The sequence below is a fragment of the Nocardia sp. MDA0666 genome, assembly GCF_003023875.1.
Lineage (GTDB): Bacteria > Actinomycetota > Actinomycetes > Mycobacteriales > Mycobacteriaceae > Nocardia > Nocardia aobensis.
Genome location: NZ_PYHT01000014.1, coordinates 169,652 through 184,716, shown reverse-complemented (window position 1 = coordinate 184,716; position 15,065 = coordinate 169,652). Strand labels below are relative to the sequence as shown.

The following is a 15,065-nucleotide window of genomic DNA, read 5'->3' as shown; positions in this document are numbered from 1 at the left end:
ATAGAGTTACGGCGGCTATAGCGGTGGGGAAACGCCCGGTCCCATTCCGAACCCGGAAGCTAAGGCCACCTGCGCCGATGGTACTGCACTCGCCAGGGTGTGGGAGAGTAGGACACCGCCGGAACATACATTCGCGAAGGCCCCCAACCACCAGGTTGGGGGCCTTCCGCATATACGCCCTTGTGCTCGGGTCCCGTCGCCGCACCGTAGAAGTCACGACCGATCGCCGTCGGGCGATTCTCGATGCGCACGCAGGCCGGGCAAGTGGGGACGCGTTCGTGTCGCGTGATTGAATTTATGGTGGTTGCAGATAGGTGCCGGCGAACGGCGCACGGTCTGCATGTCGTCACCGGCTGCTCGTGCCGGATCAGAGAAAGGTAACGCTGTGTCGGAGCATGACGACGGTAGGAGACCCTTCCGCCGTGGCAGTACCGGTCCGGACTCGGCCGGCTCCGGCACACCTGCCCACGACCGCGGAGAAGGAGAGCGTCGCTCCGGAGGCTTCCGGCGCGGCGACGATACGCGCCGCTCCGGTGGCTACGGCGCGCGTGACGACGACCGGCGCGGTGGTACCGCGCGCGGCGATGACCGCCGTGGATCCGATCGCGGCGCCGGCGGTTACAGCCGCGGTGGAGACGATCGCCGCACCAGTGGCTTCAGGCGTGGCGACGATGACCGTCGCTCCGGTGGATATGGCCGCGGAGATGACGACCGTCGCTCCGGTGGTTACGGGCGCGGTGGCGATGACCGTCGATCGGGCGGAAATGAACGCGGTAGCGATGACCGTCGTTCGGGTGGCTTCCGGCGCGACAGCGACGACCGTCGTTCCGGGGGTTACGGCCGTGGTGGTGACGATCGCCGCTCGGGCGGTTACGGCCGCGGAGACGACGATCGCCGCTCGGGCGGGCACCCGCGCGGTGGTGACGATCGCCGTTCCGGCGGTTATGAGCGCGGCCGCGATGACCGGCACTCCGGCGGTTCCGGCCGTGGTGGTGATGACCGTCGTTCCGGCGGTGACAGCCGGGGTGGCGATGACCGTCGTTCCGGTGGCTACGGCCGTGGTGGCGATGATCGCCGTTCCGGTGGTGGCGACGACCGGCGGTCCGGTGGATACGGACGCGGGGGCGACGACCGGCGCTCGGGCGGATTCCGGCGTGACGAAGGAGATCGTCGCTCGGGTGGTCACGGGCGCGGCACGGATGATCGCCGTGGTGGATTCCGGCGCGACGAAGGTGGCCGGCGTCCGGGAGGCGCAGGCGGTCGTGACGATCGTCCGGGTGGTTACAGCCGGGGCGAGGGTGATCGGCGCGGCGGGTTCCGGCGCAGTGGCGCGGACTCCGAGCGTCGATTCGGGCCGGCCGACGAGGCCGACACCACCGCGCACACCGGGGAAGCGGCAGAGACCGGCGCGAACTTCGAGGACCGCGAGCCGCGGCGACGGGGTGGCGAAGGATCCCGTGTCGGCGGCGAGAACCGGGCGGGGCGGCCCGACGAGCCCGCGTTGCCGGACGATGTGCAGGCGAGCGATCTGGACGGCGCGGTGCGCCGTGATCTGCTGAGCCTCGACAAGAACAACGCCGAGGCGGTTGCCCGGCATCTGGTGATGGCCGCCCGGCTCCTCGACGAGGACCCGGAGCTGGCACTGGAACATGCGCGCGCCGCCCGGCGCCGTGCCGGACGCATCGCGGTTGTTCGCGAAACCGCCGGTGTCACCGCCTATCACGCCGGTGAGTGGGCCGAAGCCCTGTCCGAGCTGCGCACCGCGCGCCGGATGTCCGGCGGCTCGGGTCTGCTGGCGGTCATGGCCGATTGCGAACGCGGGCTGGGACGGCCCGAACGCGCGATCGAACTCGGCCGCAGCGACGAGGCGCGTGCGCTGTCCGGGGACGAGGCGACCGAGTTGCGGATCGTCGTCGCCGGTGCGCGAATGGATTTGGGCCAATACGATCAGGCCGTGGTCACCTTGCAGACGCCGGAACTGGAGCCCTCGCGGTCCGGTCCCGCCTCGGCACGGTTGTTCTACGCCTATGCGGAGGCGCTGCTCGCCGCCGGCCGGTCCGATGAGGCACTGCAGTGGTTCCTCAATGCGGCCGCGGCCGATGTCGACGGCGATACCGACGCCGAGGAGCGTGCCGACGAACTCGCGGGCGCACAGGTCGACGACGACGTGGAGTAACTAGTGGCAGCATCGCTTCGGGAGGGCTTCGAGGCTCTCCTGCTGGATCTGGACGGCACGCTGTATCGGGGTGCGGAGGTGATCGCCGGCGCGCCGGCGGCCCTGGACGCCGGCGGCGGCGCGCAGAAGCTGATGTTCGTCACCAACAACGCCAGCCGGTCGGCCGGCGTGGTGGCCGCGCATCTGCGCGAATTGGGTTTCGGCGCAAGCGAATCCGATGTCGTCACCAGTGCGCAGGCGGCCGCGCACGTGCTCGCCTCTCGGCTGGCCGCCGGATCCACCGTGCTGATCGTCGGCACCGACGACCTCGCCGCGGAGATCGAACAGGTGGGCCTGCAACCGATTCGGCGTTTCAACGGGGTGGCCCCGGACGCCGTCGTGCAGGGACATTCGCCACAGACCGGATGGCCGGACCTCGCCGAAGCGGCCTACGCGGTGCGTGCCGGGGCGCTGTGGGTAGCCGCGAACGCGGATGCCACGTTGCCGAACGAGCGCGGTCTGGCGCCGGGCAACGGTGCGATGGTCGCGGCATTGCGAGCCGCGACCGATCAGGAACCCGTGGTAGCCGGTAAGCCCTATGCGCCGCTGCTCGAGGATGCGCTGGTTCGCGCGGAAAGCCGCGACGCCCTCGTGGTGGGGGATCGGCTCGACACCGATATCGACGGCGCCCGGTGTGTCGGTCTGCCGTCGTTGATGGTCCTCACCGGCGTCAGCACTCTCGACGACCTGCGCACCCGCCCTGCCGATCATCGCCCCACCTACATCTCCCGAACCCTCGACGCGCTGAATCACCCCGTGATCCGGCAGGAATCACCCGAGGGCGACGCGATCGACCACCTGGCCAGTTTGTTGGACGAAAACCCTGGCCGCGCAATCGAATTGGTGCGGTAACGGTTTGGCTCACGTGATGGTCGAGTCGCGGCGGGGGCGCACGATTCGCCGACCGCGGCTCGGAGACGGCGATTCGGCCGGTAGGCCGGCAACGTATCGGACAGCAGCACGCCGACCATGGCGGCGGTGGGTCGCCTTCGTTCGACTCGTTTCGCCGGCGTGAACACCCGAGCGTGATGGGCGGGGGGTGGCTGTCTACGGTAGCCACTTCGTTCGGCCCCGACACGGCAAGAAGCCGGCGCTGGGGACCGAATGGCTCGGCCGCTCGCGGCGGGGTGCCGGCACCCTGCTGTGGCACGGGGGAGACGACGTGCACGATTCGACAACTGTCCCGGTTAGGTAAGCCCCCGGTGACACCTTCGACGTCGCCCTGGGTGAGCGGGTGTTCCAGCACATCGGCGCTGCCCGATCCGGGCCCGGTTCGTCGGTCAATCGTCGCGATTTTCGCCAGCCGTGGAAGCTGACGCGGTCTCCGGAATCAGGCCCAGGCGGCGTAGTAGCGGGGTGGCGGCGGCTCCGGCGCGGCGTCGGCTGATCGCCGCGGATTCGTGTGCGGCAGTGGGGATTTTGAGCCACCAGCGTTCCAGTGGTCGGTAGTCGGCGGCGGGGACGAGCCGTGCGGCGAGGTCCGGTCGCTGTGCCCACAAATAGCGGCGGGCCCGGGCGGCGTGCATGGGGTCGGAGGCGATTTTGATGCGGTCGGCCCGTTCCAGGGCAGGGACGGTGAATTCGATGTTCTGCCAAGTGGTTTCGGCGGATGTTTCGGTGCGGATGCGCTCCGGCGGGACGCCGAGGTGAGTGCAGGTGTAGTCGGCCATGACCGCCGCTTCGATCCAGGGGCCGTGTACGGCGCCGCCGCTGAAGATCAGGAATCCCTCGCGGTCGGGCGGCAACGAGCGGGCGCCGATGCGGCACCGCCAGCGCTGCAGCGCGCGCGTGCGGCCGTCGGCGGCGGCCGGATAGCCCAGCACGACCACCGCATCGGTGTCGCCGGCTCGAGCTTCGCGCCGCGGTCCGAACAGTTGCCGGGATGCGCGCCAGTGGGCGTATTCGGCGGCGGCGACCACCGCGGTCGCCGTCCATGCCGCCGCGACTGCGACGAACCGGGCGGATCCATGTCGTCGCTTACCTCCCACGCCGCCATTGTGCCAACATCTGCCGCACACCACCGGTCCTGGGGCTTCGGCTGCCGACGCCGAGCGGTCGGCGCCAGGCCCCGGTTTCGACTGTCGTGCCCTCCTCGCCGCCACCGGGGGTACGGAGCATACGTGTGACTCGGTCCGGCGACGGCTTGTCCACGAGCGCCTTGTGGGCCGGGGACGCGGCCGCTGGGCGCCATCGTGACCTCCGTTTCACCGGTGCCGCCGCTTGCCGGGATGTCGGTGAGCTCCGGTAGCGTTGTCGGCACCATGACTACGCCCATTCCGCGTCCGTATCCGTCCGGTTCCTCCGGTCCACGTCCGGGAGTTCCGCTGCCCGGGCAGCATCTCGCGGGAGGGACGGCGGAGTTCGCCGACCCGGAGAAGGTGCGGGCCGAGGTGGCGGCGCTGCTCGCGGAGTTGCCCGGGGGCCGGCGCCAGAGCAGTGACGAGGCCGACGGGGTGGACCGCGCGGGAACCGATCTCACCCGGCGGGCGCGCATTCTCGAGCAGGCACACGAGGTGCTGGTCGGCGCCCTGGCGACGGTGGACAAGATCTGAGGTGGCCAGGCGCGCGCGAGTGGACGCCGAACTGGTTCGCCGCGGATTGGCGCGATCGCGAGAACACGCGGTCGAGCTGATCGGTGCGGGCCGCGTCCTGATCAACGGTGCGGTCGCGTCGAAAGCGGCGACCGCGGTCGAGCCGAATACTCCCCTGCTGGTTCGCGAGGAACCCGACGAGGTCCAGTGGGCCTCGCGCGGCGCGCACAAGGTGCTGGGCGCGCTGGAGGCGTTCGAGCCGCTCGGTGTGAGCGTGGCTGGGAAGCGCTGTCTGGACGCCGGCGCCTCGACCGGCGGATTCACCGATGTGCTGCTCGCCCGCGGCGCCCGCGAGGTGGTCGCCGTCGATGTGGGTTACGGCCAGCTGGTGTGGCGGCTGCGCAACGACGAGCGGGTCCGGGTGTTCGATCGCACCAATGTGCGCGCGCTGACGCCGGAGGCGATCGACGGTCCCGTCGAGTTGGTGGTCGCCGATCTATCGTTCATCTCGCTCGCGCTGGTGCTGCCGGCGCTGGCCGCCTGCTGTGCACCGGGTGCGGATCTGCTGCCCATGGTGAAACCGCAGTTCGAGGTCGGTAAACAGCGAGTAGGCTCCGGCGGTGTGGTGCGTGATCCGGCTCTGCGCGCCGAGGCGGTGACCGAGGTGGCCGCCGCGGCCGCCGAACTCGGCCTGCGTACCCGCGGTGTGGTCGCCAGCCCGTTGCCCGGCCCGTCCGGCAACGTCGAATATTTCCTGTGGCTGCGCAAGAACACACCGGACACCGATTCGGCCGAAACCGAATCGGAGCCCGATATCAGCGAATTGGTGCAGCGTGCGGTCGAGGAGGGGCCACAGTGAAGCGGGAGATCCTGCTCGTCGCCCATCCGGGCCGTTCCGAACTGCTCGAGACCGCGCATCGGGTCGCGAAGATCTTCGCCGATGCCGGAATCGGGCTGCGGGTCCTCGAGGACGAGGCCTACAGCACCAAACTGGATTTCGACGACACCGGCGAACCCGACGGCTATCCGGTGCGGGTGATGCCGCACGGCCCCGACGCCGCGGTCGGCTGTGAGATGGTGCTCGCGCTCGGTGGGGACGGAACTTTCCTGCGCGGCGCGGAGATGGCGCATCCGGCCCGGGTTCCGGTGCTGGGAATCAATCTGGGCCGCATCGGTTTTCTCACCGAGGCCGAGGCCGAACATCTCGATGACGCGCTGGCCCAGGTGGTGCGCGGCGATTACCGCATCGAGCAGCGGATGACCGTAGATGTCAGTGTCCGCGTCGATGATGTGGTCGTGGAACGCGGATGGGCCCTCAACGAGGCCAGTATCGAGAATGCCGCCCGCATGGGCGTGCTGGAGGTCGTCCTCGAGGTCGACGGCCGCCCGGTATCGCAATTCGGTTGTGACGGTGTGCTGATCGCGACACCCACCGGCTCCACCGCCTACGCGTTCTCCGCGGGTGGTCCCGTGGTGTGGCCCGAACTCGAGGCGCTGCTGGTGATTCCCAGCAACGCGCACGCACTGTTCGCGCGGCCGCTGGTGACCAGCCCGGAGTCGCGAATCGCGGTGGAAACCGTTGCGGCAGGCCATGATGCGATCGTCTTCCTGGACGGCCGGCGTACGCTGGCATTGCCGCGGGGCGGGCGATTCGAAGCGGTGCGCGGCGCCGAACCGGTGCGCTGGGTGCGGCTGGATTCCGCCCCCTTCGCCGACCGGATGGTGCGCAAATTCCGCTTACCCGTGACAGGCTGGCGGGGCCGGCGGCCGGAACGCCCCCGCGCGGCGGAGCCGGCCCGCACTCCCACCGAGCAACCCGGCTCAGGCGATAGCGAACACCGCCGAACGGAGAGCACACGTGCTGACAGAGATCAGGATTGACGGCCTCGGCGTCATATCCACCGCCACCGCGCAGTTCCACGAGGGACTGACCTGTGTGACCGGTGAGACCGGTGCCGGCAAGACCATGGTGGTCACCGGACTGCATCTGCTCGGTGGCGCCCGCGCGGACGCCGGGCGGGTGCGTCAGGGCGCGCAACGGGCCGTCGTCGAGGGCCGTTTCACCGTCGAGGATGTACACGACAGCGCCCGCGACGAGGTCGAGAAGGTGCTGGAATCCTCCGGCGCGCAACGCGACGACGACGACAGCGTCATCGCCGTACGCACCGTCGGCAGCGACGGGCGATCCCGGGCCCATCTCGGTGGCCGCAGTGTGCCGGCCGCGGTACTGTCGGATTTCACGGCGCCGCTGCTGACCGTGCACGGGCAGAACGACCAGCTGCGGTTGCAGCGTCCCGATCAGCAGTTGCAGGCGCTGGACCGCTTCGCCGGTGACGCGGTGGCCGGGCTGCTGCGCAAATATCAGCTGGCTCGCCGCACCTGGCTGCAGGCGCGCACCGAACTGCTGGAACGCACCGCGCGCAGCCGTGAACTCGCACTCGAGGCCGATCGGTTGCAGCATTCGCTGAACGAAATCGACGCGGTCGCACCGGAACCCGGTGAGGATGAGCGCATCGTCGCCGAGGTGCTGCGGCTCGGCGATCTCGATTCGTTGCGGGAGGCGGCCGGCGCCGCCCACGCGGCTCTGGCGGGCTCCGGCGACGGTGAGGGAGCCGGTGCGCTGGACGCGCTCGGTGGTGCGCGGGCCCGGCTGGAATCCAGTGACGATCCCGCGCTGACGGCGTTGGCGCCGCGGCTGGGGGAGGCGATCGCGGTGGTGGTCGATGTGACCACCGAATTGAGTTCGTATCTGTCGGATCTGCCGTCGGATCCGGCGGCGCTGGACAGCCTGCTCACCCGTCAGGCGGAGCTGAAATCGCTGACCCGCAAATACGCGCCCGATATCGACGCGGTGATCGCCTGGGCCGACGAGGCACGCACCCGCCTGGCCTCGCTCGACGTGTCGGAGGAGGCGCTGGCGGCGCTGGCCGCCGAGGTCGAGACCGCGGCCGTTCAGGTCCGCGAGACGGCGAAGAAGCTGACCGCGGCCCGGCGCAAGGCGGCCCGCAAACTCGCGACCGCGGTGAGCGCCGAATTGAGCGGTCTGGCGATGGGCCGCGCCAAACTCGAGGTGGAAGTGCGGCCGCTGGCGGCATCGGCGCAGGACAGCGCACCCATCACCGTCGAGGGGGCGGAACTGCATGCGGGCGCGTCCGGTGTGGACGAAGTGGAATTCCGGCTGTCGGCCCACTCGGGCGCGCAGTCGCTACCGTTGAGCCGCAGCGCATCCGGTGGTGAGCTCTCGCGCGTGATGCTGGCGCTGGAAGTGGTGCTCGCGGCCTCCGAATACGGCTCGACCATGGTGTTCGACGAGGTCGACGCCGGTGTCGGCGGTCGCGCCGCAGTGGAGATCGGGCGCCGGCTGGCGCGGCTGGCGCGCACCCATCAGGTCATCGTGGTGACCCATCTGCCGCAGGTGGCCGCCTTCGCCGACACCCACCTCGTGGTGGACAAGGTCGACGACGGCAAGGGCGTCAACAGCGGGGTGCGGGCGCTGACCACCGACGAGCGGGTCGTCGAACTGGCCCGCATGCTGGCCGGCCTCGACGACACCGAGACCGGCCGCGCCCATGCCGAGGAGCTGTTGGCCACCGCGCGGGCGGAGAAGGCCGACACCACCTCGGCGGCGGGCTGACTGCGCGCGGCCTTTACTGGGCGACGGCCTTCTTGGCGGCCTTGAGGAACGGCGCGATCAGGCCGCGCAGAAACAGTTCCGTCGCCTTGTCCGGCACGGGCAGCTTGGGCTCGGATTCCATCCGGTACGAGACCAGGGTGCCGCCAGGGGCGTCGGCGAAGGTGATGGTGCCGACGTGACGCTTCACCGGCGCACCGGCGATGATCCGGTATTCCATGCGCTCACCGGGAACCAGTTCGGTGGTTTCCTCGGTCACGCCGATGCCACCGACGCCGACCAGGTAGCGCGCGCCGACGCCGGAGGCCTCGGGGGCGCCGGGCTGACGCAGCGTAATACGCACGGGCAGATAGCCGTTGAGACTGTCGCGTTCGGCGAACAGCTTGTAGACGACGTCGCGCGGTGCGGGAATGACCGTGTCGACGGTGGTACTGGCCATGGCGTTCTCCTTCGGATGCAGTGAGCCGAAGCATATCGGTACCAGCGGTACCGCTCGGCACGCCAGTCGACGGCGGGCAGGCGCTAGTTTGCTGGCCTCATGCCAGGGGATGTGATACGACGTCGGCGCGCCTCCACCACAGGTTGAGAGTCGGCGGCCATCATCGGATGCCATGAAGATGCTGGCACTGTTGTCCCGCAACACCGAAACGCTTCCCGGCGTGACCGGGATGGCCCGGGTGGACCGCAATACCCGGCGTCTGCTCAAGCGGGCCGGCTCGGGCGATGTGGTGGTCCTCGACGAGATGGACATCGATCGCCTCACCGCTGACCGGCTCGTCCAGGCCGGCGTGGCGGCGGTGATCAATGCCTCGCCCTCGATTTCCGGCCGCTATCCGAACCTCGGCCCGGAAGTGCTGGCCGCCAACGGAATCGTGTTGCTGGATGCTGTCTCCGGCGACGTCTTCGGCAAGATCAAGGACGGCAGCAAGGTCCGCATCGACGCCGGTGTGGTGTATGCCGACAAGTTGACCAAGAAGGAACCGGAGGTTCTGGTCGAGGCCATCGAGCTCACCGACCAGGTCATCGCCGAGCGGATGATCGCGGCGCGCAACGGGCTGGCCGATCATCTGGAAGCCTTCGCCGGCAACACGACCGAATACATCCGGACCGAAAGCGTGATGCTGATCGACGGTCTCGGGGTTCCGGCCCTGGACCTGTCGATGCGCGGCCGCCACGTCGTGGTGGTGGCCGACGGGGTGGACAGTCGCGACGATCTCAAGGCGATCAAGCCGTTCGTCAAGGAATACGCGCCGATCCTGGTGGGCGTCGGCCGCGGCGCCGACGTCCTGACCAAGGCCGGTTACCGTCCCGATCTGATCGTCGGCGACCCGGAGGAGATCACCGCGAGCGCGCTGAAATGCGGTGCCGAGCTGATCCTTCCGGCCGATACCGACGGACATGCCAAGGGGCTGGAGCGAATTCAGGACCTGGGCATCGGCGCCACCACCTTCCCGTCCTCGGGATCGGCGGCGGATCTGGCGCTGCTGCTGGCCGACCATCACGGCGCCGCGCTGATCATCACCTGCGGGGCACCGGCCTCGCTCGACGACTTCTTCGATCGCAGCCGCCGCGAATCGGCGCCCGCGATGTTCCTGACCCGGCTCAAGGCCGGTCCGAAACTGATGGACGCCAAGGCCGTGGCCACCCTCTATCGGCAGGGCAACTCCGGATGGGCGACCGCACTGGTGGTACTGGCCGCGCTGATCGCGCTCATCGTCGGACTGCTGGTGTCCTCGCATCTGGGCAACGATGTGCTGGATTGGCTGGATTCGGCGTGGCGGCAGTCGCAGGACTGGCTCCATCGACTATCGGACCGTCGGGGGTAGAGAAAGCAGTGGGTTCCATGCGTCGGCTCGTCGTATCCCTGACCGCGATCTTTCTGGCATTGGCGGTGGGTGCGGCGCTCGGCGCCGTCGTCCGCCACGGCGGTTCGGGTGGCGGTGACGATCTGGCCCGGCGCAACGATGCGCTCGCCGCGGCCAACGGACGACTCGAACGGCAGGTCGGTGCGGCCGACGACTTCATCGCCCGGTCGGCTGGGCGCATCCTGAACGGAACCCTCGCCGATCACAGCGTGCTCGTGTTCACCACCCCGGATGCCGACGGCGGCGATGTCGACGCGGTGACGGCGGCGCTGACCACCGCCGGGGCGACGATCACCGGGCGGGTCGCGCTCACCGACGCCTTCGTCGACGCGTCGCAGGGGGACCGGTTACGGACCGCGGTGACGAATATGATCCCGGCCGGGGCCCAGTTGCAGACCGAGGCGGTGGACCAGGGCAGCCTCGCCGGGGATCTGCTCGGCCTGGCATTTCTCACCGACCCAGCGAACGGTGCCGACCGTGCCACCGGACAAGAGCGCGGACTGATCGCCGACACCTTGCGCAACGGCGGTTTCCTCGGCGCCGGTGACTTCGCGGCCGCGCAGCTGGCGGTGGTGGTGACCGGGGCGGACGCGCGGGCCGATCACAACGGCCAGGGCTCGATCACCGCGCATTTGGCCGGGGCGCTGCGCGCACGTGGGGCGGGGCTGGTGCTGGCCGGGCGGGCCGGATCCTCGGACGGGTCGGGCTCGATCGCCGAGGTGCGCCGCGACAACCGCCTCGACGCGAAGGTGTCCACGGTCGATAACGTGGACCGCGAGACGGGCCGGGTCACAACAGCTCTCGGCCTTGCCGAGCAACTGGGCGGCAAAACCGGTCACTACGGCACCGGGCCGGAGGCGACGTCGCTGTCGGTGACCGCTTCGCCCGGCTGAGCGCGACCGCCTTCCTCGAACCCGATCGGACGATCCGTCACGTCGGAGCGAGTGCCGGGCGATCGGTGCCGACGGGGCGCCGTGTCATGGGGTTGCTGCGGTGAATGAGACGCAAGTGACAAACCGGCACGACGACCTCCGATGTTCCCCGCGTGGCATTCGTTTCGCAACCGTTTTTCGTGTTAGCGTGGAGTTCCGTGAGTCAATCGCGGATTCCGGCGCGTTCCCCCCATCAGACGGCCACCAAACACATCTTCGTGAGTGGCGGTGTCGCCTCCTCCCTCGGCAAGGGACTGACCGCCTCCAGCCTCGGCCAGCTGCTGACCGCCCGCGGATTGCGGGTCACCATGCAGAAGCTGGACCCGTATCTGAATGTCGACCCCGGCACCATGAACCCCTTCCAGCACGGCGAGGTGTTCGTGACCGAGGACGGCGCCGAAACCGACCTCGACGTCGGCCACTACGAGCGGTTCCTCGATCGAGATCTGTCGGGGTATGCGAACGTCACCACCGGGCAGGTCTACTCGACGGTGATCGCCAAGGAGCGGCGCGGTGAGTACCTCGGCGACACCGTGCAGGTCATCCCGCACATCACCGACGAGATCAAGAACCGCATCCTCGCGATGAGCGGCCCGGATCTGCAGGGGCAGACCCCGGACGTGGTGATCACCGAGATCGGCGGCACCGTCGGCGATATCGAATCCCAGCCGTTCCTCGAGGCCGCCCGCCAGATCCGGCACGAGGTCGGCCGGGACAACTGCTTCTTCCTGCACGTGACGCTGGTGCCGTATCTGGCGCCCTCCGGCGAGCTGAAGACCAAACCCACGCAGCATTCGGTGGCGGCGCTGCGCAATATCGGTATCCAGCCCGACGCGCTGGTCCTGCGCTGCGACCGGGAGGTGCCGCAGGGGCTGAAGAACAAGATCGCGCTGATGTGCGACGTCGACGTCGACGCCTGCATTTCCACGCCCGACGCGCCGTCGATCTACGACATCCCGAAGGTGCTGCACCGCGAGGGCCTCGACGCCTATGTGGTGCGCAAACTGGGGCTGCCGTTCCGCGATGTCGACTGGACCGTCTGGGGCGATCTGCTCGACCGGGTGCACAACCCGCGCGAGGAGGTGACCGTCGCGCTGGTCGGCAAGTACGTCGATCTGCCGGACGCGTACCTGTCGGTGACCGAGGCGCTGCGGGCCGGTGGTTTCGCGGCCAAGGCCAAGGTGAACATCCGCTGGGTGCAGTCCGACGAATGCGAGACCCCGGAGGGCGCCCAGAATCACCTCGGCGATGTCGATGCGGTGCTGATCCCCGGCGGCTTCGGCATCCGCGGCATCGAGGGCAAGGTCGGCGCGATCCGGTTCGCGCGCACCCGCTCCATTCCGCTGCTGGGCCTGTGCCTGGGCCTGCAGTGCGTGGTGATCGAGGCCGCTCGCTCGGTGGGCCTCGAGGACGCCAACTCCGCCGAATTCGAGCCGGAGACAACACATCCGGTGATCTCCACGATGGCCGACCAGGCCCAGGCGGTCGCCGGTGAGGCCGATCTCGGCGGCACCATGCGGCTGGGCGCCTACCCGGCCGTGCTGGAGAAGGGGTCGGTCGTCGCGCAGGCCTACGGCACCACCGAGGTGTCGGAGCGGCATCGGCACCGGTACGAGGTCAACAACGCCTACCGCGACAAGATCGGCCAGAGCGGACTGCGGTTCTCCGGCACCTCGCCGGACGGACATCTGGTCGAGTTCGTGGAGCTGCCGGCGAACGTGCACCCGTATTTCGTGGCCACCCAGGCGCATCCCGAGCTCAAGAGCCGGCCGACCCGGCCGCATCCGCTGTTCGCCGGACTGGTCGACGCGGCGTTGAAATACAAGGGCGCCGAACGACTTCCGGTGGAGATCTACGGCGAGGAGGCCGACGAGGCCGAGCGGGTCGCGCAGTGAGCGAACCCGGAAGCCACGACTTCCGCACCGTCGGCTCCGAAACCGTGTATTCCGGGGCGATCGTCGCGCTGCGCCGGGATCAGGTCGAGATGCCCGGCGGGCGGGTCGCCGAACGGGAGGTGGTCGAGCATCACGGCGCGGTGGCGATCGTCGCCCTCGACGACGACGGCGCGGTGGTGCTGATCAATCAGTACCGGCATCCGGTCGGGCGGCGGCTGCTGGAGTTGCCCGCCGGTCTGCTCGATCAGGCCGGTGAGGATCCGCTGGCGGCCGCGCAACGCGAACTCGCCGAGGAGACCGGTCTGGCGGCACGGGAATGGTCCACGCTGGTGGATGTGGTGCTGTCGCCGGGGTTCACCGACGAGGCGCTGCGCATCTATCTCGCGACCGGGCTGTCGGACACCGATCGGCCGGACCCGGAGCACGAAGAGGCCGATTTGGCCATCGTGCGGATGCCGCTGGACGACGCGGTGAGCGCCGCGCTGTCGGGCCGGATCGAGAACGCGACCGCGGTGGCCGGCGTGCTGGCGGCCTCGGCCGCGCGGGCGAACGGCACGGCGCTGCGGCCCGCCGACGTGCCGTGGCCGGGTATGCCGACGCAGTTGCTCGAGCGGAAGGCCGCCGAACGCGCACAGGCCTGAGCGGAACCGGCCGGGTGCCTCACCGCACCCGGCCGGGCACCTCGGGCGCACGAACTGTGTTTCGTGCGAACGAATGTCGTCGGCTGCTGTCATGATGACACCGTGAATGTCGCTGTCCCCGCCGCTGCGTCGGTCGTTGCGCTGCTACCGGCCGGGTGAATCCATGGTGGAGCGGCAGATCCAGGCCTACCTCGACCATCTGACGGTCGAGCGCGGCGCGGCGAGCAATACGCTCAGCGCCTACCGCCGTGATCTGCAGCGATATCAGGAGTTTCTGCGACAGCGGGATATCGGTGATCTGGACCGGGTGACCGAGAACCAGATCGCCGATTTCGTCGTCTCGCTGCGGGCGGGTGGCGAGGGCTATCCGGCGTTGGCCGCCAGCTCGGCCGCCCGCGCTCTGGTCGCGGTGCGTGGCCTGCACCGGTTCGCGGCCGCCGAGGGATTGACCACCGGAGATGTCGCGCACGGGGTGAAGCCGCCGACACCGGCTCGGCGATTGCCGAAAGCGCTTCCGTACGAAGATATTTCCCGGCTGCTCGAGGCCGCGGGCGGCGGCGACGACGCGGGTTCCGGAGGCGGGCCGCGCGGGCTGCGGGATCGCGCCATGCTGGAGTTGCTGTACTCCACCGGCGCCCGGATCTCAGAGGTGGTCGGACTCGACGTCGACGATATCGACACCACCGGTCGCGCGGTCGTCCTGCACGGCAAGGGCGGTAAACAGCGCATGGTCCCGATCGGGCGGCCGGCGCTGGCGGCGGTCGACGCCTATCTGGTCCGCGGCCGGCCCGCGCTCGGCGCCCGCGGCAAGGGCACTCCCGCCCTGTTCCTCAATGCTCGCGGTGGGCGGCTCTCGCGGCAGAGTGCCTGGCAGGTTCTGCAGGACGCGGCCGATCGGGCCGGGATCGGCGCCGCGGTGTCGCCGCATACGCTGCGGCACTCGTTCGCCACCCATCTGCTCGACGGGGGCGCCGACGTGCGGGTCGTGCAGGAGTTGCTGGGGCACGCCTCGGTGACGACCACGCAGATCTACACCCTCGTCACGGTCACTACGCTGCACGAGGTGTGGGCCACCGCGCATCCGCGGGCGCGGTAACGCGCCGGCAGCGGCGGCGCGATATCGGGTGCGGATTGCCGCAAAGGGTTTCCCAACACCCCCTCGAGGCGACAGAATGCGGTTGGTGCCGTGAGGACACGGTGTTGTGGCACGGGCAATGACACAAGTGCGCAACGATCGGGGGCGTTCCCCAAGCGTGTCCGATCGGGGGTCTTGCGCTCGGAGGCGGTAGCGTCTATTGCGGCGGTCCGGTACATCGGCGTCCGGTGTGGCGGCCTCCCGCTGTTCCGCAGCGCGC

At 69.6% G+C, this 15,065-nt stretch carries 12 protein-coding genes, 1 rRNA gene and 1 pseudogene; 12 read left to right on the top strand and 2 right to left on the bottom strand.

Going from position 1 to position 15,065, the window contains the following annotated elements:
- The first annotated feature begins 7 nt into the window (after nt 1-7).
- The 3 genes and pseudogenes from rrf to C8258_RS20625 all read left to right on the top strand — a co-directional run bounded on the left by rrf (nt 8) and on the right by C8258_RS20625 (nt 3,067).
- Nucleotides 8-124: ribosomal RNA gene (gene rrf / locus C8258_RS20635) — 5S ribosomal RNA — on the top strand.
- Between the two features lie 906 nt (nt 125-1,030).
- Nucleotides 1,031-2,176 (top strand): annotated as a pseudogene (locus tag C8258_RS20630) (hypothetical protein); the annotation flags it as partial.
- 3 nt (nt 2,177-2,179) lie between these two features.
- Nucleotides 2,180-3,067 carry an HAD-IIA family hydrolase gene (locus C8258_RS20625; RefSeq protein ID WP_106956596.1) on the top strand — a complete coding sequence of 296 codons (888 nt, stop codon included), beginning with the start codon at nt 2,180-2,182 and terminating at the stop codon, nt 3,065-3,067.
- Nucleotides 3,068-3,495: 428 nt separating this feature from the next.
- Here the strand turns inward: C8258_RS20625 and C8258_RS20620 are convergent, their stop codons facing one another.
- Entirely contained in the window at nt 3,496-4,203 is a 708-nt protein-coding gene (locus C8258_RS20620; RefSeq protein ID WP_106956595.1) for a YdcF family protein, read from the bottom strand.
- 273 nt (nt 4,204-4,476) lie between these two features.
- Here C8258_RS20620 and C8258_RS20615 point away from each other — a divergent pair, with 273 nt between their 5' ends.
- Genes C8258_RS20615 through recN form a run of 4 tightly spaced genes read left to right on the top strand, consistent with a single transcriptional unit; the run spans nt 4,477 to nt 8,380 of the window.
- Nucleotides 4,477-4,767: a hypothetical protein gene (locus C8258_RS20615; protein WP_199195782.1), complete on the top strand. Its 291-nt coding sequence runs from the start codon at nt 4,477-4,479 to the stop codon at nt 4,765-4,767.
- Between the two features lies 1 nt (nt 4,768).
- A complete protein-coding gene (locus tag C8258_RS20610) occupies nt 4,769-5,605 on the top strand; it encodes a TlyA family RNA methyltransferase (protein WP_106956594.1) in 837 nt (278 codons plus the stop codon).
- Complete coding sequence (locus tag C8258_RS20605; protein WP_106956593.1) at nt 5,602-6,627, top strand: NAD kinase; 1,026 nt, start codon at nt 5,602-5,604, stop codon at nt 6,625-6,627. Before C8258_RS20610 ends, C8258_RS20605 begins: the two co-directional genes overlap by 4 nt.
- Nucleotides 6,605-8,380, top strand: coding sequence for a DNA repair protein RecN (recN, locus tag C8258_RS20600; protein WP_106956592.1), 1,776 nt, complete (start codon nt 6,605-6,607; stop codon nt 8,378-8,380). Before C8258_RS20605 ends, recN begins: the two co-directional genes overlap by 23 nt.
- Nucleotides 8,381-8,393: 13 nt before the next feature.
- Here the strand turns inward: recN and C8258_RS20595 are convergent, their stop codons facing one another.
- Nucleotides 8,394-8,816 (bottom strand): SRPBCC family protein, encoded by a 423-nt coding sequence (locus C8258_RS20595; RefSeq protein ID WP_036500794.1) that lies wholly within the window; start codon nt 8,814-8,816, stop codon nt 8,394-8,396.
- Nucleotides 8,817-8,988: 172 nt separating this feature from the next.
- Here C8258_RS20595 and steA point away from each other — a divergent pair, with 172 nt between their 5' ends.
- From steA to xerD, 5 genes are all read left to right on the top strand, one after another.
- A complete protein-coding gene (gene steA, locus C8258_RS20590; protein ID WP_106956591.1) occupies nt 8,989-10,203 on the top strand; it encodes a putative cytokinetic ring protein SteA in 1,215 nt (404 codons plus the stop codon).
- Nucleotides 10,204-10,220: 17 nt separating this feature from the next.
- Entirely contained in the window at nt 10,221-11,135 is a 915-nt protein-coding gene (locus C8258_RS20585; RefSeq protein ID WP_369974785.1) for a copper transporter, read from the top strand.
- A gap of 197 nt (nt 11,136-11,332) precedes the next feature.
- Nucleotides 11,333-13,069 (top strand): CTP synthase, encoded by a 1,737-nt coding sequence (locus C8258_RS20580; RefSeq protein ID WP_106956590.1) that lies wholly within the window; start codon nt 11,333-11,335, stop codon nt 13,067-13,069.
- Nucleotides 13,066-13,710 carry an NUDIX hydrolase gene (locus C8258_RS20575; RefSeq protein WP_106956589.1) on the top strand — a complete coding sequence of 215 codons (645 nt, stop codon included), beginning with the start codon at nt 13,066-13,068 and terminating at the stop codon, nt 13,708-13,710. The genes C8258_RS20580 and C8258_RS20575 overlap by 4 nt, the downstream gene beginning before the upstream one ends.
- Before the next feature lie 163 nt (nt 13,711-13,873).
- Nucleotides 13,874-14,806, top strand: coding sequence for a site-specific tyrosine recombinase XerD (gene xerD, locus C8258_RS20570; RefSeq protein WP_106956617.1), 933 nt, complete (start codon nt 13,874-13,876; stop codon nt 14,804-14,806).
- The last annotated feature ends 259 nt before the right edge of the window (nt 14,807-15,065 follow it).

Bases quoted from the DNA above. Each gene is read 5' to 3' on its own strand.
- C8258_RS20615 (WP_199195782.1), top strand. From the start codon at position 4,477: ATGACTACGCCCATTCCGCGTCCGTATCCGTCCGGTTCCTCCGGTCCA.
- C8258_RS20595 (WP_036500794.1), bottom strand. From the start codon at position 8,816: ATGGCCAGTACCACCGTCGACACGGTCATTCCCGCACCGCGCGACGTC.
- steA (WP_106956591.1), top strand. From the start codon at position 8,989: ATGAAGATGCTGGCACTGTTGTCCCGCAACACCGAAACGCTTCCCGGC.
- C8258_RS20585 (WP_369974785.1), top strand. From the start codon at position 10,221: ATGCGTCGGCTCGTCGTATCCCTGACCGCGATCTTTCTGGCATTGGCG.
- xerD (WP_106956617.1), top strand. From the start codon at position 13,874: ATGGTGGAGCGGCAGATCCAGGCCTACCTCGACCATCTGACGGTCGAG.